Origin of the sequence: Gottfriedia acidiceleris (assembly GCF_050457485.1) — a bacterium.
Taxonomy (GTDB): domain Bacteria; phylum Bacillota; class Bacilli; order Bacillales; family Bacillaceae_G; genus Gottfriedia; species Gottfriedia acidiceleris_D.
The window spans coordinates 33892-56893 of sequence record NZ_JBCMJM010000020.1; the positions used below are offsets into that span (position 1 = coordinate 33892).

Consider the following 23002-nt stretch of genomic DNA (forward strand, 5'->3'; position numbering starts at 1 on the left):
TGAATTGGATTATACCGAACGTTTTGTTTAAGGTCTGTTCAAACTTGCCCAAATGAAACCTGACTTCAACAATTACTAGCTTTTATTATTGAATAATACCACCTGGCCTAAATCGGGACATCATAATTTCATCAACAAATCGGCCATTAGCTTTTATATTCCCTCTTTTAACACCTTCAACTTTAAACCCAAACTTTTCATATAACGTTTGTGCCTTAGGATTTGTCTCCAATACTCCAAGCTCTACTCTTTCTAGCATTAACCAATGATCTGCCAAATCTAATACTTTCGTAAGCAAAGCTTTTCCAATTCCTTTATTATGATGATTTCCATCAGTTGCGATAAATAAATCTCCTACATGAGACCTGCGACCTGTTCTTTGCACTAAACCAACTAACCCTACTACATCTCCATTACATTCTGCGACAAATTCAAATTCGTTTGCTTGTAAGTTTCTAATTCTATTTTCCATCATGTCTATACGCATACTAGGTAGAAATATCATATATGGAAAAACATTTTCTTGGGTACATATACGATGAAGTGCCTTAGCATCATTTATTTCAACTGGTCTAATCAATACTTCCATCTATGCTCACTCCTACAACTTTTTTATTTTAAATCTTCAAGCCATTCATGATTAGGATGATGTATCAAAATTGCTTCACGTAACCATGCTTTTTTGTGAAAGGTCAAATAATCTTTCACGTTTTTAAAATCCTGATGATCCTTTTCTCTTGTATTTCTAACCTTATATAAAAGCACTATTTCTGGATTCAAGTAAGGAATCCCTTCATTTGTAACACGATACAATGTGTCAAGCTTACAAGTAATCGATTTATCTCTTCTAAACTTCCAATCATTTAACTCGATTTCATTTAATAAAACTTCTAATTCTTCTTTTGTCTTATCATTTTTGCAATGTAATTCATGAATAGGTAGTTCTAAATATTCATTCTCCCAAGTTGATAACTCCCCTTTAATAACTTTATTAAACGTCCAGTCATGTAAATATTCTTTAAGATATAGTTGATCCTTACGCCCAATGGCTATTTCAATATCATGGTGATTTCGCGTTTGTTTTTTTAAGAAAAGGTCAATTGCCCATCCACCAGCTATATACCATCCTTTATTAAAATCCTTCATTCGTTTATAAACTTTATTACATTGTTCAAAAGACATCGCTTTCCTGCCTCCTAATTAAAAAAGTACCACACAAAATGTATGATACTTTTATATGGATTTATTTAGTTCTAATAAATAATAGTTTTTCTACCTTAGGATGAATTGGTTCATCTGCATATGAACGATTTGATCGATCATATGGTCGAAACTCATCACCTGTAGACTCACTTTGATCAATTTCATCCGAATAAAGTTGTGTTCCTGAATCATCTGAAACAATTGAGGTCTCCGAACCATCAGAAACTAAATTAGGACCGTAATTAATAGATAGTACAGTGAACAAACACAATATTGTTATAATGTTGAATAGTCTTTTCATCATGTTATTTCCTGCTTTCGATAATTTTTAATAGAGTGCTATTGTATTCTTTGTATAACATGTTTTGTTTTTCTAACGATTCATGTTTTTCATAGTATTCTGTAACAGCATCATAGTATTTGATTAATTTTTCATGATCATTGGTTTGAGCCCATAATGGCAAGCCAACTTCACGTAAATATGTAACTAAATTTGCTTCGTCCTTTTTTGCTTCTAGTAATAAAACCTTCATTCGAATATAGGATGCACTACTTTTATCCTTTATTTTAGAGAGATTCTTACATAACAACTTAGTAGCCGTCTCGTAATCATTTATGATCATCATATTATTCGCGATGTTTGAAATGACCAAAAAATACTCTTCTGTGTCCTCTTGAATATTAGATAAATATTCTTGATAATATTTAATTGCTTTCTTATGTTGATTAGAATGATAGTATAAATAGCCTAAATTATGTAAAGCACTCATATGTATTGTTTTATCACTTAATATGACAGAAGAATCTAGTATTTCAATTAGAAATTGCTCGGCTCGATCTAACAACTTGCTCTTAATTAATTGAAGTGAAAGTAACATTTTTGCATCAAGGATCCGTTTAATATTATTATTTTGTAGAAAAATAGGAATTGCTTTATTACAAAAATACATCGATAAGGAAGTCTGATTAATAAAGCTATATACTAATGCTCTATAGAAGCAATATTCCTGGAAATCTATCTCGAGGTTTGGCGTAATTTCTTGTACTTCATCCATTACTAGAAGAGAGTCATTATATCTTTTTTCTTTTATGTAATATATTGATAGTGTAAACAAATATTTTATCGTTTCATATTGGGAAAATTTCTTCTTTTTTGCCTCAAGTTGTCTCCATTTTTTCTTTGCCATTTTAAGATCTTCAACAAAAATATAATATCTCCAAATTGTAATACAAAAATCATTTGATATATTAGTATAATTTATACTTTCCTCTTTACCAATCAATTCTTCAAACAGTATTTTACTAGAATCATAGTCAGCTCGTTCGATTGAATTCCATAATCGTTTAAGTTGACCAGTCACTTCATCTATACTATCATTTTCATCTATTTCAACTCGCATCTTTTTTAAAAGCAATTCAATCGTTTCTATACCAGCCTCTTTTGTACCATTTTCAATTTTACTTAAATGCGAAACAGAGCATATTCCTTCACATAATTTCTCCTGGGTCCATCCTAATTTTTTTCGATGATGAAAGATCATCATAGCATAATCCATAATAAAATCTCCTGTTCACCTTTATTTAAAATAGATATTTATTTGACTAGAAACTATTAATTTCTTATATTAATATTTTTAATTTTCTCTTAATAATTAAATTTTATTAGATTTTCCGACACATTAATATACTTTTTCGATTTTTTTCAGACAAATTATATTCAAAAAATTTTCCCAATACAAAAAAGTCAAACAGAATGGTATGATTTTAGTACAAGCAATTAAACGATACTAACGACTAATAACTTCATTAGTATTTTTTAAATGCACCCCCATTTAATAACCAGTTTTAAAGCAAGATGTAATCATTACATCTTGCGATTTTTTTGATTAAAACCATTTTTATTTTTATAAATAATTTAAATATAGTTTCTAGTTTTCAAGCCACCAAGTAATTTAATAAATTCAAGCTAGTAATCTTCCAAATTAATTTATACTCGTAGAGGTCCTATATGACAAAAAAACCACTCACTTTATATTTGGTAATTATTGGAATATCCATCATTATTATATTAACATTAAAACTATCTATTGAAAAAGAAAAACAGAAGAGATTGGACGATGAAGCGTCTACAGAATTCATAATTGAACAAAATGTTCAAAATTCTGTAAGAAACTACATTACAGCTTTAAAGTGGAAAGATGTTGAGATTTATAACTCTGTTGTAGTAGATTCATTAAAAATCAGCAATCACTCTTACTACTTTACTAAGATAATGTCTAACGTAATTGATGCAAAATTCATCGGTGATAATTTATCTGTCATTCATTTAAATAAGAAAGATCATAAAACTACCGTACATATAAAATACGAAATAACATTTGTTGACGGGATAAAGCCTGAAGGAAAATATAAAAACGGTAGAAATTTATGTAATGTAACAATGGATCTTGTTAAAATAAAAAATAAATGGGTCATTTCAAGTATTTATGATTTAAGAGTTATTTAATAAAGATACGTTCTCAATAAAGACCTTGATAAATGAAGAAAGCCCACTAGGTGAAAATTTTCCTTGTAGTTTTTTTATGTATTTAATCTTTTTTTCCTGCCTTAATCTATGCATTTTCTTCAAAAAATTTATACAAAAAAGGAGGTCTCAAAAGTACTCTGACTTTGAGATCTCCTTTTTAAGTCATCTGTAGTTTCTTTCCCCAAATCAATTTGCCTAATTACTAAAACAAAACTGATTAAATTGTATCTAAATCTTTCAGCAACATATCTTTACTTTCTTCAAACTTTACTTCTTTTACATATTCATACGCTTTAGTTTTAGCAGCTAAGCTTTCAGTAGACTGATTTAGTTTTGCATACGCTCTTGATAAAGCCTCATATGCATATGCTATGTAAAACGGCTCTACCTCTGCTTCTAAACTAATCTTAACACATTTTTTTGCGTAATCTAAAGCCGTTTCTCCTTGCCCTACAACAGCATAGACCCGTGATAATTGCCAATATCCAATCGAAATATTTCTTGGTGTATGGCTCTCTACTTTTGTCCAATGCCAAAAAGAGCTATGACATAAATGGACCATTTCTTCTGTTTCACTTTGAGATCTATTTTCTAATTCAAGTAGATCCCACACTTTATTAAAACATGAAGCAGCAAGCTCCCTATGTGTGAAGCTATTTTGTTTAATCGTCTCTTCCATTATTTACTCCTCCATATAATAAAATCAAAAATATGTATTACCTCAAATCTAAGTATAATTTTATTCACATACCGAGTTTGAGTCAGCGTCACAGCTAACTTTGGTTTCAAAGCCTGTTGAGCTATTTTTAATTTGAATAACTGCATCTCTTCGTTGCTCTTCTAACTTCAATCCTTTTTCACCAACGGATTGTTCATAATAATTTATTTCTTGGTCTTGTCGCTCGTCAGCATTAGCATTAAAGCTCACTAAAATACCTACTGGAGTTGCTAAAACTAACAAAAATACACCAATTCTAAGAGCCGCGTACTTTAATGCTTTGTACCCGTTTTTTAATACTTTATCCATATGTATAGATCTCCTTAAATTGAATATAATATTCGAAATTCTTTAGCAAATCTTGTCTAACAATACTATTCTCTGTACTATTCTTATTTTCCTGTCTTCCACTTTTGGATCATAGAAATTCTATGAGCAAATGCATAATTCAAAAAACAAAAAACGCGTTCATATAGATGAAAATTAATTCATCTATATGACGCGTTTATCTTAATTAATTTTGTTTATTGTTGCTAAGTTCCTATTCACCTAAATCTACATTGTGATAGACACGTTGAACATCTTCTGTTATTTCGTGACAAACGTTGATATACCAGCGTCTGTAAGCACATTTTTTATGATTAAATTGCTACATTTATCATAAGCTGAGCGCTGACATAAATCAATATTAAATTTGTGATTATCTTAATTAAATATACAGATTGTATATACTTTCCATCGTATGAATGTATATTTAAGATGTAGAAATGAGATAGAAAATATGTATTTGAATGAGACTTGTTGGAGGATTTGATATGCAGAATTTATCTTAAATCTGTGTATTCTCATAAAAAAAAGAGTAGCAAAAATGCTACTTCTCTTGATGTTTATTTAAATAATCAATATAATTATCAACTCTTTCAGCATTGCCATTACCAGCTTTTGCACTGTTGAATACAACGATTTTACCTTGCGAATAATTAATTTTATTGTCTAAATCGTGCATTATTCGATGAGTATACAACAACGCTTTAACATCTTTTTTATCAATCGCTAATTTGATTAGCTTATTTGCTAAATCTAAATCATCGTACAAATCGCTATTTTTATCTGTTTTGCTTAACAATTTTTCAAGATATGTAGGCACGAATCCCAATTCAGATTTTTTATCTTCCCAAACTGGAGAATCTGGATTTTGAAATTGTTGATAGTTTAGCCAGCCGGTTAAATTATTTAATATATCGTGTGTCCTTGCAATGTCTGCTCCTTCTTTTGTAACTGGAGGAATTTTTTCATTTTCATATTTTATATTTGCTACATGGTACTCCTTTTTTAAAGTAACAATTTTAACAATTTTCCAAGATACAAATGAAACAGCTATCAAACTTACAATCAATAAACCAATTTTCAAATATTTACTCACTTCAATTTGCTCCTTTAAAATAATTATTATTATTATAATTAATTTAATGGAAGCAAATTTCCTGTAAAGATAAACAAAAAATTGCCAGCCACGAATAAAATTAATCGAACGTGACTGGCTGGGTCATTTTCCATGAACTTATTAAATGCCGTTAAATTGGTTTTTCTTGTTTTTAAAGTTCTTGGTGTGTGACCTTTAATCTGAGCATGAAACATAAATTCCTTAAGCAGTTCCGAAAGCAACATAAAAAACGCTCCTCTGCAATTGAATTTCAATTCAATCACAAAAAAGCGTTTATCTTAACTGACTATGGTTTAAGTTGTCACGAACATCTTAATTAAACAGGTTTTTGCTCAACTTTTGATTAGTTAAGTCATCAGAAACGTTGATAAATAAATGTTTTGATAGCTTAACCTTCTAAGTCCACATTGTGGTAAACACGTTGAACATCTTCTATATCTTCAAGAACGTCTAACATTTTTTCGAACTTTGCAAGTCCATCTTCTGGAAGAGTTATATCATTTTGCGCTAACATTGTTAATTCAGCTACTGTAAACTCCGTAATACCTACGTTTTTAAACGCTTCTTGTATTGCATAGAATTGGTCTTGATCAGCGTAAACAATAACAGCGTCTTCTTCTTCTAAAATATCACGGACATCAACATCTGCTTCCATTAAGATTTCAAGAACTTCATCAGAAGTTTTACCTTCAAGTCCAATTACAGCCGTTGCATCGAACATATATGATACTGAACCTGTTACCCCAAGGTTACCACCGTTTTTACTAAATGCAGCACGAACCTCTGCAGCTGTACGGTTTACGTTATTAGTAAGCGCGTCAACAATTACCATTGATCCATTTGGTCCGAAACCTTCGTAACGAAGCTCATCAAAGCTTTCTTCAGAACCACCTTTTGCTTTTTCAATCGCACGATCAACAATATGTTTCGGTACACTATAAGTTTTTGCACGCTCTAGTACAACTTTTAAAGCTTGGTTTGATTCTGGATCCGGCTCACCTTGCTTCGCTGCTACATATATTTCACGTCCAAACTTAGCATAAATACGACTAGTATTCGCATCTTTTGAAGCTTTCTTCTCTTTAATATTATTCCATTTACGACCCATCTTGTTCCACTCTCTTTCAACTTTAAATCTACGATTAATTTACTATGTATTTGACTTTCGCCAAACATTTACCATTTAATATTATACCTCATTTATACTTTTTTTCGAAATTAATCGTTACTAAAAATTAGTGGAAATAAAAAACATTACTTCTTGTTTTGAAGTAATGCTTTTATTTTCATATAACCTTTACTTTTATCAAATAAGTAAAATAGTTATTCCCCTTCCAAATACCTTTTACTTCATAGATTCTTTCCCCTTTTTTAGATCCAAGTTGGAATGAGTAACTTCCATAATTATCTAAATTTTGGTCATAAATATAAGATTTTTTAGTCCCACTATGCTCTAATATTTCAACATTTTCGGGTTGCTCCGAAAAATAAATCCTTAAAAGCTCTCCTTCGAAAGCTGGAATAGCTACTTCTTCTTTAATAGTTTTATAAGTAACATTTGTTGATTTATCTTTATCTAATAATTTTCCCCAAGAATAATTTGCTATTTTATAGGGAATTGTTTTATCAGCTAGCTCAAATTTAACTTCCGGTTTTTCATCTTTAGATAAAATAGTTTGGTTAATAATGATCGAAATCGTAAAAATTGCCACTAAATATAAGATCCCTTTTTTAAACATCGAACTTCCGCTCCATATTTTTTCATTTAATAAGTTTAATGTAATCTATTTCTATTAAATTGTATATTGGGAAAATTCTGTACTTTTATTAAAAAATTGTTCTATCAACTAATTTATCTATTCACCTTATTAAAATAAAATAATTTCAACATATTTTTCATAGAAATAACAAAAATTAAGATAATATTGTGGGAGAAGTAATAGAAAGGATTGATAAAATGTTTAACAATAATCCAGAATATTGGATCTCTAAACTTGGACTAGAAGCCCATCCAGAAGGGGGATATTATAAATCTACCTATCAATCAAAGGAGCAAATATCTGATCGTGAATTAACGGTAAATTATGATGATCAAAGATTGCTTTATACTAGTATCTATTTTTTGCTACAATCACATGATATTTCTCATTTTCACAGATTAAAGTCTGACGAATTATGGTATTTTCATGCAGGAAGTTCATTAACTGTTCATGTTATACATGAGAATGGTCAATACGAAGAAATAAAATTAGGACTTAATTTAGAGAATGGAGAAGTTCCTCAATATTTAGTACCGAAAAATTCAATTTTCGGTTCATCAGTTATGGAAGAAAATACTTTTTCATTAGTAGGCTGTATGGTTTCACCTGGATTTGATTTTAAAGACTTTGAATTATTTACCCAAGAGCAATTACATAATAATTACCCTGAGCATAAAGAGATTATTAATAAGTTAGCTTATAAGGAACTTCCTAATTAGGCTTAAATAAAGAAAGTGTTGAAATATAAAATGTTCAATTGGAAAAGCGGACATTAAATGAACCTATTTATGATGAAATGATCATTTTTTGGATGATTTATTAATGAATTTAAATATTAATATTTTCAGCAATTTCATGATTCCAATAATCACTAGTAATGATTTTTTCAGAAGTTAAAAATATTATGAGCTAATTTTTAGAAAAACAAATTCAATTGATTAGTTTAATTAAAGTTCGAAATTAATTGACATACAAGCTGATTAAAATACAACAGTTAAGTTACTCTAAGTAAAGGCTATTTGATTAGGGTTTATTGCAGACTTTTTTCAATGAATAAGTTGATTGGAACGGAGGGGTGCTCGACTCCTATGGGATAAGCGGGAAGGCTGAGACCCCGNNCATCACTCTACTCCTTTTACGAGAATTTGGTAATTTAATTGACAAGGTTGTTTTTCAACAGCGTGAAAGAAAGTGAGCTTATAGCTCACTTTCTTTTTTTGGGGGAATAGATTAATGAAACAACTAACTCAGAGTTAAGGTATCTTTATTGATGGTATTTCACTAGATTACTTCATATTTAAATAACTAGTACTCACAAATCCTTTTTTACCATTGTAAGAAACAATTGCCCAATTATAATCGATTTGAGTTTTTCCTTCAGTTTGATAGCCAAGGAAGCTGACTTTTGCACCTTTTGGTATCACTGTTAGAACTTTATATTTTGTACTTGGACCAGTACGTAAATTTAAATTAGCTTTTGTTGTAACAGTAGTTGGTACTTTTTGTAAATATTTAGTACTTACATAAGCTATACCATTTTTGGTAGTTGTTGTTTTAATTTGTGCCCAGCTAGCATTATAGAATTTTACAATCTCAATTTGATCTTTCTTTCTTAAAGTGTCTACTACTTTTGAACTTGTATTTGGAGCACTTCGTACGTTTAATACACTTGCTGTTACCTCATATACACTAATCGGAGCATTTAAAACCGCTGCACTAACATGTGTCGGCCCGGCTGATACACCATTTGAAACTAATAATGCGCCAGATAAGGCCATAGTCGATACAAAAGCTTTTAATAATTTTTTCTTCATTTTAAATTCCTCCTCTCACTTTACATCTCAATAATATTGAATCAATGTTTCAAAATTGGTCATGAAATGTATCCAAATTGTAAACTTTTCAATTGTACTGATCTGAAACATCCGACAGGAAAAATTTGCATACCCTTCCAAATTTATGGACATTCTAAATTTTGTATTTGTATGAATGGAGGCAAATTATGGATAATCAAGCGAACAATGAAGAAATATTGACGAATCGGCAAGGCCATCCAGTAACAGATAATCAAAACGTAAGAACCGTTGGTAATCGGGGACCAACAACTTTAGAAAACTATGACTTTCTTGAAAAAATCTCACATTTTGATCGTGAACGAATTCCAGAACGCGTTGTGCATGCACGTGGAGCCGGCGCACAAGGATATTTCGAAGCCTATGGAAAAGTAGGCGATCACGCAATTTCTAAATATACTAGAGCAAAATTATTTCAAGAGAAGGGAAAAAAAACACCTGTGTATGTTCGATTTTCCACAGTTGTAGGTGGAGGACATTCTCCTGAAACTTTACGTGATCCACGTGGTTTCGCTACAAAATTTTATACTGAGGATGGAAATTGGGATTTAGTCGGTAATAATTTAAAAATCTTTTTTATTCGTGATCCTTTAAAATTTCCAGATATGGTTCACTCATTTAAACCAGATCCAGTAACAAATCTTCCTGATCCTGAAAGAATGTTTGACTTTCTTCACCTAACACCAGAATCCACTCATATGGTTACATTTCTATTTTCACCATGGGGAATTCCAGCTAACTATCGACAAATGCAAGGGTCCGGTGTTAATACATATAAGTGGGTAAACAAAGATGGCGAGGCAGTACTAATTAAATACCACTGGGAACCACTAAAACAGGGAATAAAAAATTTATCACAACGTGAAGCAGATGAAATCCAATCTACAAATTATAATCATGCAACTCAAGACCTTTACGAGGCTATTGAAAAAGGCGATTATCCAGAATGGGAATTATGTGTACAAATCATGAGTGATGATGAGCATCCAGAGCTTGATTTTGATCCACTTGATCCTACAAAACTATGGGATCCAGAGAAATTTCCTTTTTTACCAGTTGGAAAAATGGTATTAAACAAAAATCCAGAAAACTATTTTGCAGAAGTTGAACAAATTGCATTTGGGACAGGTGTTCTAGTTGATGGACTGGATTTTTCAGATGATAAATTACTTCAAGGTCGTACTTTTTCGTACTCAGATACACAACGATATCGGGTTGGAACAAATTACTTACAACTACCAGTTAATTCACCAAAAAATCATGTAGCAACAAATCAACGTGATGGACAAATGGAATATAAAGTTGACTCGGCTCCAGGTCAAAACCCGCATGTGAACTATGAACCTTCATCACTAGGTGGATTAAAAGAAGCGCCAAAGAATGGAAAAGATCATGAACCTGCGTACAATAATAAGTTAGTACGACAAAAAATTGACCGACCTAATGACTTTATCCAAGCTGGAAATACTTACCGTGCTTTCGACGAAACTGAAAAAAGTGAACTAATTTCTAATTTAGTAGATACACTAAAAGTATGTAAGCCTCACATTCAAGAAACGATGGTTGGTTATTTTACAAAAGCTGATGAAGAATACGGACGCAGAGTGCGCGAAGGTTTAGAAAAAACGAATAGTAATCGAACTGAACACACTAGCACTGAAGCAGCTGATGTCGCATCTGATAAAGCGAAAAATATGGGCCATGAATCGGATCGATATTAAAAGTATCAATTGGGATAGGCAGACGCCTATCCTTTTTAGCGTAATAGTTTATTATTTTTATTAATATCCTACTAAATTTTATTTTCCATTAATTTAAATTAAAAGAATATTATCTGAATATTACGACTTAATATTCACAATTAAAAGATAACAGTTTAAAATAAGTTTGTAAGGATAATGATGATACATATGAAATTAATTGAGAGTGGGCTGATACTTAAATGAATAATGTGACTAAGTTTAATATTTTCAAACCAGCAAAAGACATATTTGAAGCATTTGTTGATCCAAATAAAATAGGTAACTTTTGGTTTTCTTCTAGCTCTGAACGATGGGAAGAAGGAAAAGTCATTACTCTAAAATACGATCTTTACAATGCAGAAGGTAAAATTAAAATCATCGAAGTTGAGTCAAATAAGAAGATTGTGTTTGCTTGGGGACCTACAGAAGAAGGTAATATCGTAACGATTACCTTAAATGAACAAGATCAAAATAACACAATTATTGAAGTCGTGGAAGAAGGCTTTAATGAAAGCAACCCAGAATATGTTCATCATTTAATCGATAATAAAGAAGGCTGGGTATTTATGCTTAGCTGTTTAAAATGTTATTTAGAATTTGATGTAACTAAGTTAAGAGGCGGATTAGTGAAATAATTTTAAAATAATACGATTAGTTAATGCGGCTGTCTCATAAGTTACTTTAACTACCTCTTGGGTGCCCCCTTTTTAATTATAAATAGATTACAACATTAGTTCGGAATTATATAGCCATAAATAACTTAGAGGGGGTATCTCTATGGTGCATATCATTTGTAGTTGAACTAATTGATCTTTTTCATAGATCATTAGCTGATTTTTATTCGACTTAGTTAGAAAAATAGCAGTTTTACTAGTTTACCATTAGAAAGGTGCTACAGTTGTACAATTTCCAGCTTATAATACCTTAACCGCGATTCTCTTGCTAATCGATAAGAATCATTTGCCGCTTGAACTTAATCCAACATTACTCTTTTTACTAGCAAATATCCCAATCTAAAAACGAGAGCTCCCATAAAAAAGTTAAACTACTTGGAGACCCTCGCGTTTTCACTATGAAATCTTATTTATAAAGTTCTCCACTAACCACTCGTTTAATTGCTTCTTCAATAGTAGTTAAAATAAAATCAACTTCTTCTTTTGTTAAAATAAGTGATGGACGCATTGTAATAATATTACCTTCGATTAGCTTAAATGCTAAACCATTTTCCATACACATATACATAATCGATTCCGCTTCATCAATTCCTCTTTGCATAGTATCCTTGTTTTTTACGATATCAATCCCTAAATGAAATCCAATCCCGTCTACTCCGCCAACGATATCGTATCGAGCAACCATTTTCTTGAGTTCCTTGATTAGATATTGACCTAAACGGTTTGTATTTTCTACTAATTTTTCTTGTTCAATATATTCAATAGTTGCTAGGCCTGCAGTTGCACATATCCCATTTTTTTCATGAGTATAATGGCCAATTGATCGGTTTGCTAAAATATTATATTCTTCCTTCGTCATAATTTCTGCAAATGGAAATAGGCCACCACCTAACGTTTTTCCTAATACTAAAATATCTGGTGTCACATAATGTTCAAAAGCAAACATCTTCCCTGTTCTTCCAAATCCTTCTATTATTTCGTCAAAAATAAGTAATGCACCGTACTTATTGCACAATTCTTTCACTTTCATCCAGAAATTTTTACTCGGCATTACTGGTGTAGCACTTATAGGTTCCCCAATGACACAAGCTATTTCGCCTTCTTTTTCAAATAGTAATGTCATTTGGCGAAGTATTTCATTATCAACATCTTCCTGATTTGTAAAATTCCAAGGATTTCGCAAATAATTAGGAAATTCAACGTGTAATGCACCTGGTACCATTGGGCCATTTCCAGCTTTAAAAAGTTCTTCACCACCAATGCTTGCTGCTTGAAATCCTGTTCCGTGGTACGAATCCCAAAATGAAATTGTTTTCCATTTGCCAGTTACTTGTTTTGCTAGCATTACTGCCATTTCGATTGCTTCTGATCCTCCAGGTGCAAATAGTACTCGATCTAAGCCTTTTGGTGTTATTTCAACTAGCTTTTTTGCAAGATTAATCGCTTGTTCATTCGTGTACCTTCGTGGAGTGAATGTCTTCCTTTCTTTTAGGGCACCTATTACTCTTGCTATCACGTAATCATTATTAAATCCCGCATTATGTACTCCATTTCCATGCAAATCTAAATATTTTTTTCCATCCATATCATACAAATAAGCCCCATCACACTTACTTAATACATTTAAAACAGGCGTACTTAAACTTTGATGTAAAAAGTATTGTTGATCCTCTTCAAATAGCACTTTCGCCTTTTCACTTAAATTTCGTTTCCAATATGTATCTCTATTAGTTGAAGAATTAATGTCACCTTGTTCTCTACTTACTAACTTACTGCTCATTGTGAACTCTCCCATTCTATATTTTTCATAAAAAAAGTGTAGCTAAACTTTAGCTACACTTATAAGAAATTAACTAAACCTTTTCAACCCTTCTTCAAGAAGGCCCACAGCAAACTCTAACTCTCTTTTAGTTACAATTAAAGGTGGATGCCATGTTATGCAATTGCCTCCCGAAAGCTTAAATGAAAGTCCATTATTTAAACAAAAATATAGAATTTTTTCGGCTAATTCATCATACTTTTCCTTTGTATCTCGAGACTTGACTAACTCAATAGAAATCAATAATCCGGCAACTCGAATATCGCCAATCTTCTCATACTGTGCATACAGTTCAGCTAGCTTTGTTTTTACGTATTCGGATTGTACTCGGCAATTCTCTTCTAAGTTGTAATCATCAATATACTCAATTGTTGAACAAATCGCTGCACAACCTAATGCCGGTTTCTCATGTGTATAATGTCCAAGCGAAATTTCTTCGGCAACATCGTATTTTGTACGTGTTAGTACAGCCGCTTGAGGTATGACCGCTCCACCTAGCCCTTTTCCTAGAACTAGAATATCTGGCTCAATCTCAAAGTTTTGATGAACATAAAATGTACCACTTCTCATTAAAGCTGTCGGAACTTCATCAAATATTAATAGAATGCCATGTCGATCACATATCTCTCTTAGTCTCTTAAAATAAGACTTTGGTGGGATATGTGTGTCAGTTGCCCGAATTGGTTCTAATAGAATTGCTCCAATTTCTCCTTCATGCTCAATCATATATTCAATATGGTCCAAGCAAAAATTTGCTATTTCTTCATGTGAGTCACTTTTTAATAGATTACGATATCCATTAAAAGGAATTGCTTTTAAAGTCCCCGGCATAAGTGGGCCCATATCCTTTTTAAAGACATATTCCCCTCCAACTGAAATCGCATCTAATCCAGCACCATGGAATGATTCCCACATCGAAATGACTTTATGACGCCCAGTCACCTTTCGCGCAATTTTAAGAGCTAAACCTACAGCTGCACTTCCAGAAGGAGTAAATAGAACCTTGTAATCTTTTGAAGTTGTTTTATTTACTAATGCATTAGCTGCCTTAATGACAATCTCAGATGTAAACCTTCTTGGAATAAATGGGAGTTCATCAACTTGTCTTTTGATTGCTTCAACTACATATGGATTTTTATATCCAACTTGATGTGAGCTATTTCCATGAAAATCTAAATATTTGTCTCCATTCACATCAATTAGATAACTTCCATTAGCATCGACTATTCCATTAAGACAAGGCGTAGACATTGATTGTCTTACAAAAACCCTTGCATCCTCTTGAATGACTTCTCTACTAATTTGATTTAATTGATCCATCCATTCCGTGCGAAGAGGGCTTGAGTTAATGTCGCCCTCTCTTTTCAAATGAGTATTTAACATGTTACTTTCTTACCTTCTACAATTAAATCATTAATTTTTTCAATTAACATAGGTAATTCACTCATCGTTTTAATCGTGAAGTCTGCACCATTTTTTCTAAATGATTGCTCAGTTTTTGAAATGATTGCTTCTTTCTCACTATCAGTTAAGCTACTAAACTCTTCTAAACTAAGTCCCATTTCTGAACTTCCAATAATGACGCCGACAGACCAAACACCTGCATTAATTCCTTCTTTAATATCTGAAATTGTATCGCCAACTTTCACGACTTTCCATGGAGCTGTTAACTTTAATGCTTCCATGTTTCGGTAAATCATATATGGATACGGTCTACCAAATGAATTTGTTTCGTCAGGAGTAATATAGAAGTCTGGATAATAGCCTTTCATCTCAGCATTTGGAACGACTACATCCATCATTTTATTTGTGTATCCTGTTGTTGATCCTATTTTAAGACCTTTATTCCTTAATTCCCGCACTACTTCGATGACTCCAGGAATCGGATCTGCATAGTCAGATAGTGAAGCCATTAGAGCTGGCTCAAAGTTTGCGTAAAGTATATTCACATCTTGTTCATTGAACGGTCTCTCATATTTTTCGATCCAAAGCTTAGAAATTCTAGGCATTGAAAGCATTTCACGAATATGATCGATTTTTAACATCCCCATTGGTGCTCGAGCTTCTTCCATTGTTACTTCAATTCCAGCATTTTTAAAAATATCGATAAACACATTTACTGGCGCAAAACATCCGAAGTCAACTGATGTACCAGCCCAATCTAAAATAATTCCTTCAACTTTGTTCATTTGGTCACCACTCCCATATATTCTTCAATAATATTACATAAACTTTGGATGTCTTCTTCATAAATTTCTCCAATATTTCCTACACGGAATGTATCAGCATCTGTTAGCTTACCAGGATAGATTACAAATCCTTTTTCTTTTATGAAATAATAGAAGTTTTCAAAGCTAAAGTGTTTACTTGGGAATAAAAAAGTTGTAATAATTGGCGATTGGTTTTCCTCAGCAATATAAGCGTGAATTCCCACTTTTTTCAGTCTCATTCTTAAAACGCGGTTATTATTCTTGTAGCGAGCAAACCTAGCTGAAATGCCACCTTCTTCAATTAATTCATCAATCGCTTTTGAAAATGCCGCAACAACATGCGTTGGAGAAGTAAATCTCCATTTTCCATCCTTGTCCATTTCCTTCCATTGATCGAATAAATCTAAAGATACACTTCGAGCAATTCCCTCACACTGAACGAGCTTATTTAGTTTTGCTATAACAAACCCAAATCCTGGTACTCCTTGAATACATTTATTAGCACTACTAATTAAATAATCAATCCCCAGTTTTTGAACATCAATTTCAATTCCACCAAAGCTACTCATTGCATCGATAATTAGCGTTTTATTATATTCTTTTGAAAGTTCGGCCACCATTTCAATTGGGTTTAAAATTCCAGTCGTTGTTTCGCAATGAACCATTACGATGTGAGTAATAGCTGAATCTTTTTCAATAATATCTCTTAACTCTTCTTCTTTAGGCAGCTCATCATATGCAATGCTATATTGAACGAAATTAAGCCCAATATACTTAGCCATTTTTACAATACGTTCACCATAAGCTCCATTCGTTACAATCAATACTTTGTCATTTTTTGAGATTGATGAACTTATAACTGATTCAACTGAAAATGTACCACTACCTTGCATTAAAACAACTGTATAATCTTCTTCTGAAGCATTTGCCAACTCTAGAAGTTGTGTTCTAATTTTTTGTGTTATTTCTTTATAATCGTTATCCCAAGTACATCGGTCAAAGAGCATTTCTTCTTTGACCGTACTTGTAGTTGTTAATGGACCTGGTGTTAGTAATTTATAGTTTTTCATGAACCTTCATCCCCTTAGTAATTATTTTGCTGCATTAAAGAACTGTTGGTGCTCTTCTAATAATTTAACTGTTAAAGGTTGACTAAATTTCATAGAATGAGCTGGTTTATGCTCGTCGCTAACAGTTTCTCCTTTATATAAAGCAACTGGGTAATTTTTGATTAAATCTTTACGAGCATCTTTAATAATTACTTCCGCCATTTTCATTGCTAATTCATTTGATTTCTTATCTTTTTTAACAACTGCAACTGATTCAGTTAGTGAGAAGTTTCCTTCTGTTGGATCTACATAGTTAATTGGTAAACCTGAATTTTTATCTAATACTGCTTGGTGACGTAATCCGATACCTGCTGCAACTTCACCAGCTTCTACTTTCTTAATTGGACCTGAACCTGAGCTCTCTAAATGTGGACCACAGTTTGCGATTAAATCATGTAAAATTGTTTTACCTTCTACTTCACCATACTGAGTAATAATCGCTTGAATTAATAACCAGCCAGTTGAAGAATCCATGATATTTGGAATTGACACTAAACCTTTAAATTCTGGTTTTGCTAAATCTTTGATTGAAGTTGGCATTGGTAAGCCTTTTTCTTTCATTACTTTTGTATTTACAAAAATTGATCCTGTGTTAGCTAAAATTGGTGTATAAAATGAAGGATATTTCTCTAAAGAATTTGTTTTAAATGTTAAGTCTTCAAACATATTGTGTTTTTCTTGAGCACTGTCTAAAAAGTATGAACTCATTGTTACTAAATTTGCTTCAATTTTATCGCCTTCAGCCATAAGTTTTCCACCTAATTCAGAAGTACCAAATGTTTGGAATACGTATTTTCCTTCATAACCTGCTTTTTTCAATGCACTTTCCATTGATGTAATGGCTTCTTCATCACCATTCGTATAAATAACAACTTTTCCTGAGGCATTTGTTTTAGAACTATTACATGCAGTTAATGAAAAAACTAAACATAATGCGAATAATGACAACACAATCCCTTTGAATTTCTTAAACATTTGAAATAACCTCTCTTATTTTAATTTTTTATAAATTATTGATTATCCCTGAATAACACTTTTCCGTTGAAAATAGTCGCAAATGAATTTAACGATTAAGTTCGTAAAAAAGATTAATAGCGATAATACAAATATTTCATCATATTTTTGGAAGTGCTGAAGTTCTTTAATTTTGCTTGCAACCAATGAAGTTTCAGCTGTTATTAAGAAAATGATCCCACTTACCGTTACCATTGAATTGATAAAATAGTAACTAATCATTTCAAAAACTGTTGACTTAGAGTTCGGTAAGACAACTCTGTAAATTGTTTTAAACCATGAATCCCCCATTAATTCTCCAGTAGTCTCCCAACCAGGATTCATTTTAGATAATGAGTTTTTCGCTAATAAATATGGTGTAGTAAAGAAATGAACGATGTTGCAAAGAATGATAATTGCAAATGTTCCTTTTAAACTACTATTATTGAAAAATAGTAAATACGATAAGCCTAAAACCATCCCTGGAACGGTGTTTGTTAGCATCGAAATTAAATCAATGACTAGCTTAGATTTACTTTTTATAGCTGTTCTCACATTTAATAGAGCAGAGCTATATGCAACAAGAGTTCCTAGAAGTGCTGTTACAACTGAAACATATAACGAGTTTTTATAAACTCCTATTAAATCTGTAGATTGAAAAGCATCTACGAAATGTTGTAGCGAAAAAGTTAATTTAAATGGATAACTAATAAAAAATGGTATGATGAACATTACTGCAAATACTGACAGGATTCCAACTAAAATGATCGTAGAGATGATCCCGAAACAAATATCTCGTACTTTATTGGAAATCATTTCAACGTTTGTAAACTTGTCATAATGAAAATTGAATTTTTCGAGATAGTTTAGTAATAAAACGCCAAATACAGCTGGAACTAGCATTAAAACTGCAATGACTGCACCATTATTAAAATTAGGAATTGATCCAAGCATAACTTGATATAACTGGGTAGCTACAACGTAATATGTACCACCCACCGAAGCCGGAATACCGTAATCAGTAAAGCTTAAAATAAAGGAAAGAACAAAAGCTCCACCAAGAGTACCAAGTAATGGGCGAATAATTGTATTTTTGAAGCTTCTAAATGGACCATCACCCATCAGTTCAGAAACAACCATAAATTTTTTATCAATATATTTAAAAGAATTATTAATTAATAGGAATGCAGCTGGTAATGTATAAATTACATATCCAATTAGCAATCCATTAAACCCATAAATTTCAAATAAGTTTTTTCCTAATAGTTTTGTTATTAAACCTTGTTGACCAAAGGAATAAATAATCGCAAATCCATAAGTGATCGTTGGAAGCAACATTGGTATGAGAATAACGATTTTCATAAATCCTTTTAAGGGTTGAATCAATTTCGTACAGTTAATTGAATATGCCAGAATAAAAGCTAAGACTGTACTGATACAAGCAGTAATTGTAGATACCTTTATACTATTTCCAATTGCTTGTATTAGGGTTTTATCTGACAATATAGTTATATAATTATTAATTCCAAAACCATGATCGGTTTCAAATGAGCGATAAAATAATGTGATTAATGGTACTAATAGAAATGAGACAAATAATATGAATATTGCTAAATAAATAATTCGCATTTCCGGTTTAACTTTATGCATATTTCTCACCAAACAAGTTGTAAATATTATGTCTCTTAATTTGAAGCTGCTTTAGTATAAACTCTTCAACAAATCGATTATTTGGTTCGTTTATGATTTCACTTGGCGTACCAAATTGCGAAATTTTACCTTCATTAATAATTAAAATTTTATCTGATAAAGTTAATGCTTCTTCTGGATCGTGAGTTACGATGATAGTTGTTAGTTTAAATTCTCTTGCAATCGATTTAATTCGTTCTTTAATTGATTCTTTTATGACTCCATCTAGTGCACTTAAAGGTTCATCTAATAATAAAATTTTTGGCTTCGTTACTAATGTTCTAGCAAGGGCAACTCTTTGTTTCTGACCTCCAGATAGCTCTCCTATTTTCTTATTTAAATGAGGCTTTAATTCTAAGAAATCAATATATTCCTGTAATTCTTTTTCCGAAACAAGACCTTTCTTATTCCTTAATCCGTAAACAATGTTTTCATAAGAATTTAAGTTAGGAAAAAGTGCATAATCTTGGAAAACAATATTGAATCCTCTATTTTTCATTGGTGTTTTTGTAATATCTACATCATTGAATATTATTTGACCTTGATCCATTTGTGTTAGACCTAGGATTAGATTTAGTAATGTTGTTTTTCCACTTCCACTTGGACCTAGTAATGAGACGATTTCTCCGGTTTTAATTTCAAGATTTATATCTGTTAATACGACTTTTTTATCAAACTGTTTGCTAACGTTTTGTAGTTTCAGCAAACTGTTCACCTCCTTAGGTACAACCTTAGTATAAAATTCATATGTAAATCCAAATAGCTTTTTAAGTAAATAATATGTAAATTGTACGTAAGTTTTGCATAACTTTTGCACATATTTACACTTATTTAATCAAAAATTTGCATTTCTACTATTGAAAATGTGCATTCATTTCAATTAAACTGTAAGCAAATATCATTAAATTACTGAATGGGTGAGGTTATGTTTCCACTTGAAAGACAACAAAAAATTATCGATTTATTAAAATTAAATAATGTTTTAAAAATAACTGAGCTAACTGAAGCTCTAAATATATCTACTGATACTTTAAGAAGAGATTTAAATTTACTTGAAAAGCAAGGCAAAATAGAGAAAATATATGGCGGAGCAAAAATAGCTGAATCGAAGTTTTTTGAATCATCAATGGAAGAAAGAATGGTGAGTCACTTAGAGGAAAAAGAAAAGATTGCTGTCAAATGCGCTGAACACATTGAAGATGGAGATTGTATTTATTTAGATAGTGGCTCTACTACACTACAAATAGCGAAATATATTAAAGATAAAAAGAATTTAACAGTCGTTACGAATTCGATCCCAATCATCAATGAGTTAATGAATAGTTCGATTGAATTGATCATAATCGGCGGTAAAATTAGAAGAAATGAACAATCGGTCGTTACGTACGATTACTTATTTAATTTTAACGAATTAAATATTCTAAAGACGTTTATATGCGCAAGTGGAATTACAATTGAAAAAGGAATTTCCGATTATAATTTAGAAGAGGCAATTACAAGGAAAAAAATAATTGAGTTATCCAACCTTAATTATGTAGCGGCTGACAGCACAAAATTCGGTAAGAACGTCACTGTTCACATAGCACCGCTTGAAAAAATTGATTACATCATTACGGATTCTCATATTAATAAAAGTTTTATTTCTAAATTTAATAAGACAAATACAAATCTGGTAATTGCAGAATAAATAAAAGCAGGAGGGTCCATTTAGTGGGACCCTCCTTCATTTTAGAGATGTGTAGTGTTGAATAAAGTGAGCGATAATTTGCTAAGATACTTCACGGGAACATATATTAACAACGTTCAGATCTTAAACTCTTCAAATAAAAAGGGCTTCCATATGTCAGCCTCTGTGACTGATGGAACCCCCATATTTTATGTTTTTTCTCCCCTTATCAACAGACTCTCTTAGAATCTTTTTCAAAAAACCTAGTTTCATATTGTCCAGCTACGATGTAATTTTCATTTTCATTGCAGATTCTCCAGCCATGACCTTTTACGTAATCGCACGGAACAATTAATTGATTTTCTAGGTATACCCTTGAAACTGTGCTATAGCCTGAATCATTTTGACTGGAAGTTGTAAACACGAACCCATTATGTGCACTGATATCTAAATAACTTCCATTGCTTATTGAACTATAGCATTGATTCCAACGACAATTTTCTTGGTTAAGACTTTTGATTGGTAAATATTCTACAACCCCATCTCTTCCTCTACATGAACCACTGACCGTAACGAATAGTCCATTATTTACTAACATCGATGAAATCATTTGATCAGACTTCGCTTTCACTCTTATCAATTTATATGTGCGTAAATCTAACATCCAAATTCCACCATCAGTCGGATGAATTTTTGTACCAATAAATAACATACTTCCATGTAAGTATAAAGAGCGTATAGAAGGTGGTTTACTTGATTTAAATGGAGAAATGATTTTCCAAGTTTCACCAAAGTTTGTTGATATGTAAATTACTTTATCTCCATGTGCTACGACAAGTCCGTTTGAATTACAGCATACACTCCATACACTTGCTTTCGTAGGAAACTGCTTGATGGTCCAGTCTTTACCTTCATTTAGACTCTTAATAAATAGCCCGTTATCTCCAACACCATATACAATTCTTCCTATACACTTCAAATCACGAATTTGATTTTTTATTGATGGAAAGTTGAAAGTCCTTTTTCCATCATAATCAATGATAATTCCATTATTTACGGTAGCTATAATCGTACTACCATTTTCAGTTCTTGTTACTGCCGTAGAACTGATCATGTTATTCATACAGTTCCCTCAAATTGATCTTCAAATTGGCTAATATAGTTAATTGCAAATGTAACACAACGCTCAATGTCTTCTTCCGTTTCCGGTGCTAATTCTACTTTTAATCCTTCCTCTATTATTTCAGCACCACAATCTTTTAATCTCTCTTCTAATAGATCTACTGCGGCGCAAAACTTAGGATAAGCATGATCACCCGATCCAAATACAGCAGCTTTTTTACCAGTTAAATTTAAGTTTTCAATGTCATCGTAAAAATCTTCTACTTCATATGGAAGCTCTCCGTCCCCCCATGTATAAGCCCCTAGTATGATTCCATCAAATTCTAATAATTTCTGGGTATTGATATTTTCAATTTCTTTCATCTCTATATCATGGCCCATAGTATCTATACTAGATTTAATTAACTCAGCTATTTCCTCTGTGTTACCTGACATACTTGCAAAAGCGATTAAAATTTTAGCCATTCTTCTCT

24 protein-coding genes and 1 pseudogene are annotated in these 23002 nt (G+C 31.8%); 5 read left to right on the forward strand and 20 right to left on the reverse strand.

Annotated features, from left to right (window positions below; all coding sequences use genetic code 11):
* Positions 1-85: 85 nt before the first annotated feature.
* The 4 genes from ABEY15_RS20635 to ABEY15_RS20650 form a co-directional block, all read right to left on the reverse strand.
* The gene (locus ABEY15_RS20635; RefSeq protein WP_429891941.1) at positions 86-589 is read right to left on the reverse strand and encodes a GNAT family N-acetyltransferase; all 504 of its coding nucleotides are present in this window, start codon (positions 587-589) and stop codon (positions 86-88) included.
* A 23-nt stretch (positions 590-612) separates the two neighbouring features.
* Entirely contained in the window at positions 613-1182 is a 570-nt protein-coding gene (locus ABEY15_RS20640) for a nucleotidyltransferase domain-containing protein (RefSeq protein ID WP_429891942.1), read from the reverse strand.
* Between the two features lie 61 nt (positions 1183-1243).
* Positions 1244-1507, reverse strand: coding sequence for a hypothetical protein (locus ABEY15_RS20645; RefSeq protein ID WP_429891943.1), 264 nt, complete (start codon positions 1505-1507; stop codon positions 1244-1246).
* A gap of 1 nt (position 1508) precedes the next feature.
* Positions 1509-2759: a helix-turn-helix domain-containing protein gene (locus ABEY15_RS20650; RefSeq protein ID WP_429891944.1), complete on the reverse strand. Its 1251-nt coding sequence runs from the start codon at positions 2757-2759 to the stop codon at positions 1509-1511.
* Positions 2760-3211: 452 nt separating this feature from the next.
* Between ABEY15_RS20650 and ABEY15_RS20655 the strand changes: the two genes are divergently transcribed.
* Positions 3212-3709, forward strand: coding sequence for a hypothetical protein (locus tag ABEY15_RS20655; protein ID WP_429891945.1), 498 nt, complete (start codon positions 3212-3214; stop codon positions 3707-3709).
* Positions 3710-3947: 238 nt separating this feature from the next.
* Here the strand turns inward: ABEY15_RS20655 and ABEY15_RS20660 are convergent, their stop codons facing one another.
* The 6 genes from ABEY15_RS20660 to ABEY15_RS20685 form a co-directional block, all read right to left on the reverse strand.
* Complete coding sequence (locus ABEY15_RS20660) at positions 3948-4409, reverse strand: hypothetical protein (RefSeq protein ID WP_429891946.1); 462 nt, start codon at positions 4407-4409, stop codon at positions 3948-3950.
* Positions 4410-4469: 60 nt separating this feature from the next.
* Positions 4470-4757, reverse strand: coding sequence for a hypothetical protein (locus ABEY15_RS20665; protein WP_429891947.1), 288 nt, complete (start codon positions 4755-4757; stop codon positions 4470-4472).
* 562 nt (positions 4758-5319) lie between these two features.
* Complete coding sequence (locus ABEY15_RS20670) at positions 5320-5871, reverse strand: hypothetical protein (protein ID WP_429891949.1); 552 nt, start codon at positions 5869-5871, stop codon at positions 5320-5322.
* 38 nt (positions 5872-5909) lie between these two features.
* Positions 5910-6116, reverse strand: coding sequence for a hypothetical protein (locus tag ABEY15_RS20675; RefSeq protein WP_429891950.1), 207 nt, complete (start codon positions 6114-6116; stop codon positions 5910-5912).
* Between the two features lie 164 nt (positions 6117-6280).
* The gene (locus ABEY15_RS20680; protein WP_429891951.1) at positions 6281-7000 is read right to left on the reverse strand and encodes a YebC/PmpR family DNA-binding transcriptional regulator; all 720 of its coding nucleotides are present in this window, start codon (positions 6998-7000) and stop codon (positions 6281-6283) included.
* A 178-nt stretch (positions 7001-7178) separates the two neighbouring features.
* Positions 7179-7631 carry a hypothetical protein gene (locus ABEY15_RS20685; protein WP_429891952.1) on the reverse strand — a complete coding sequence of 151 codons (453 nt, stop codon included), beginning with the start codon at positions 7629-7631 and terminating at the stop codon, positions 7179-7181.
* 218 nt (positions 7632-7849) lie between these two features.
* Between ABEY15_RS20685 and ABEY15_RS20690 the strand changes: the two genes are divergently transcribed.
* A complete protein-coding gene (locus tag ABEY15_RS20690; protein WP_429891954.1) occupies positions 7850-8371 on the forward strand; it encodes a cupin domain-containing protein in 522 nt (173 codons plus the stop codon).
* Positions 8372-8938: 567 nt separating this feature from the next.
* Here the strand turns inward: ABEY15_RS20690 and ABEY15_RS20695 are convergent.
* Positions 8939-9466, reverse strand: coding sequence for an SH3 domain-containing protein (locus ABEY15_RS20695; RefSeq protein ID WP_429891956.1), 528 nt, complete (start codon positions 9464-9466; stop codon positions 8939-8941).
* Between the two features lie 206 nt (positions 9467-9672).
* Between ABEY15_RS20695 and ABEY15_RS20700 the strand changes: the two are divergent.
* Positions 9673-11226: pseudogene (locus ABEY15_RS20700) on the forward strand (catalase); the annotation flags it as partial.
* A 221-nt stretch (positions 11227-11447) separates the two neighbouring features.
* Positions 11448-11882 (forward strand): SRPBCC domain-containing protein, encoded by a 435-nt coding sequence (locus tag ABEY15_RS20705; RefSeq protein WP_429891957.1) that lies wholly within the window; start codon positions 11448-11450, stop codon positions 11880-11882.
* A 445-nt stretch (positions 11883-12327) separates the two neighbouring features.
* Here the strand turns inward: ABEY15_RS20705 and pbfA (ABEY15_RS20710) are convergent, their stop codons facing one another.
* The 7 genes from pbfA (ABEY15_RS20710) to ABEY15_RS20740 form a co-directional block, all read right to left on the reverse strand.
* Positions 12328-13701: a (R)-1-hydroxy-2-aminoethylphosphonate ammonia-lyase gene (gene pbfA, locus ABEY15_RS20710; RefSeq protein WP_429891958.1), complete on the reverse strand. Its 1374-nt coding sequence runs from the start codon at positions 13699-13701 to the stop codon at positions 12328-12330.
* A 69-nt stretch (positions 13702-13770) separates the two neighbouring features.
* Positions 13771-15123 carry a (R)-1-hydroxy-2-aminoethylphosphonate ammonia-lyase gene (gene pbfA / locus ABEY15_RS20715; protein ID WP_429891959.1) on the reverse strand — a complete coding sequence of 451 codons (1353 nt, stop codon included), beginning with the start codon at positions 15121-15123 and terminating at the stop codon, positions 13771-13773.
* On the reverse strand, positions 15117-15929 hold the full coding sequence (gene phnX / locus ABEY15_RS20720; RefSeq protein ID WP_429891960.1) for a phosphonoacetaldehyde hydrolase: 813 nt from the start codon (positions 15927-15929) through the stop codon (positions 15117-15119). The genes pbfA (ABEY15_RS20715) and phnX overlap by 7 nt, the downstream gene beginning before the upstream one ends.
* Positions 15926-17020 carry a 2-aminoethylphosphonate--pyruvate transaminase gene (gene phnW, locus ABEY15_RS20725; RefSeq protein ID WP_429891962.1) on the reverse strand — a complete coding sequence of 365 codons (1095 nt, stop codon included), beginning with the start codon at positions 17018-17020 and terminating at the stop codon, positions 15926-15928. The genes phnX and phnW overlap by 4 nt, the downstream gene beginning before the upstream one ends.
* A gap of 21 nt (positions 17021-17041) precedes the next feature.
* Positions 17042-18034 carry an extracellular solute-binding protein gene (locus tag ABEY15_RS20730; protein WP_429891963.1) on the reverse strand — a complete coding sequence of 331 codons (993 nt, stop codon included), beginning with the start codon at positions 18032-18034 and terminating at the stop codon, positions 17042-17044.
* Positions 18035-18076: 42 nt separating this feature from the next.
* Complete coding sequence (locus tag ABEY15_RS20735) at positions 18077-19702, reverse strand: ABC transporter permease subunit (protein ID WP_429891964.1); 1626 nt, start codon at positions 19700-19702, stop codon at positions 18077-18079.
* Positions 19695-20447 carry an ABC transporter ATP-binding protein gene (locus ABEY15_RS20740; protein WP_429891965.1) on the reverse strand — a complete coding sequence of 251 codons (753 nt, stop codon included), beginning with the start codon at positions 20445-20447 and terminating at the stop codon, positions 19695-19697. The genes ABEY15_RS20735 and ABEY15_RS20740 overlap by 8 nt, the downstream gene beginning before the upstream one ends.
* A 219-nt stretch (positions 20448-20666) precedes the next feature.
* On the opposite strand from ABEY15_RS20740, the gene ABEY15_RS20745 reads away from it, so the two are divergent.
* Positions 20667-21428 (forward strand): DeoR/GlpR family DNA-binding transcription regulator, encoded by a 762-nt coding sequence (locus ABEY15_RS20745; protein ID WP_429891966.1) that lies wholly within the window; start codon positions 20667-20669, stop codon positions 21426-21428.
* Between the two features lie 208 nt (positions 21429-21636).
* Here the strand turns inward: ABEY15_RS20745 and ABEY15_RS20750 are convergent, their stop codons facing one another.
* Positions 21637-22530, reverse strand: a complete 894-nt coding sequence (locus ABEY15_RS20750; protein ID WP_429891967.1) for a WD40/YVTN/BNR-like repeat-containing protein — start codon at positions 22528-22530, stop codon at positions 21637-21639.
* On the reverse strand, positions 22527-22994 hold the full coding sequence (locus tag ABEY15_RS20755; RefSeq protein ID WP_429891968.1) for a flavodoxin: 468 nt from the start codon (positions 22992-22994) through the stop codon (positions 22527-22529). Before ABEY15_RS20755 ends, ABEY15_RS20750 begins: the two co-directional genes overlap by 4 nt.
* Positions 22995-23002: the final 8 nt, after the last annotated feature.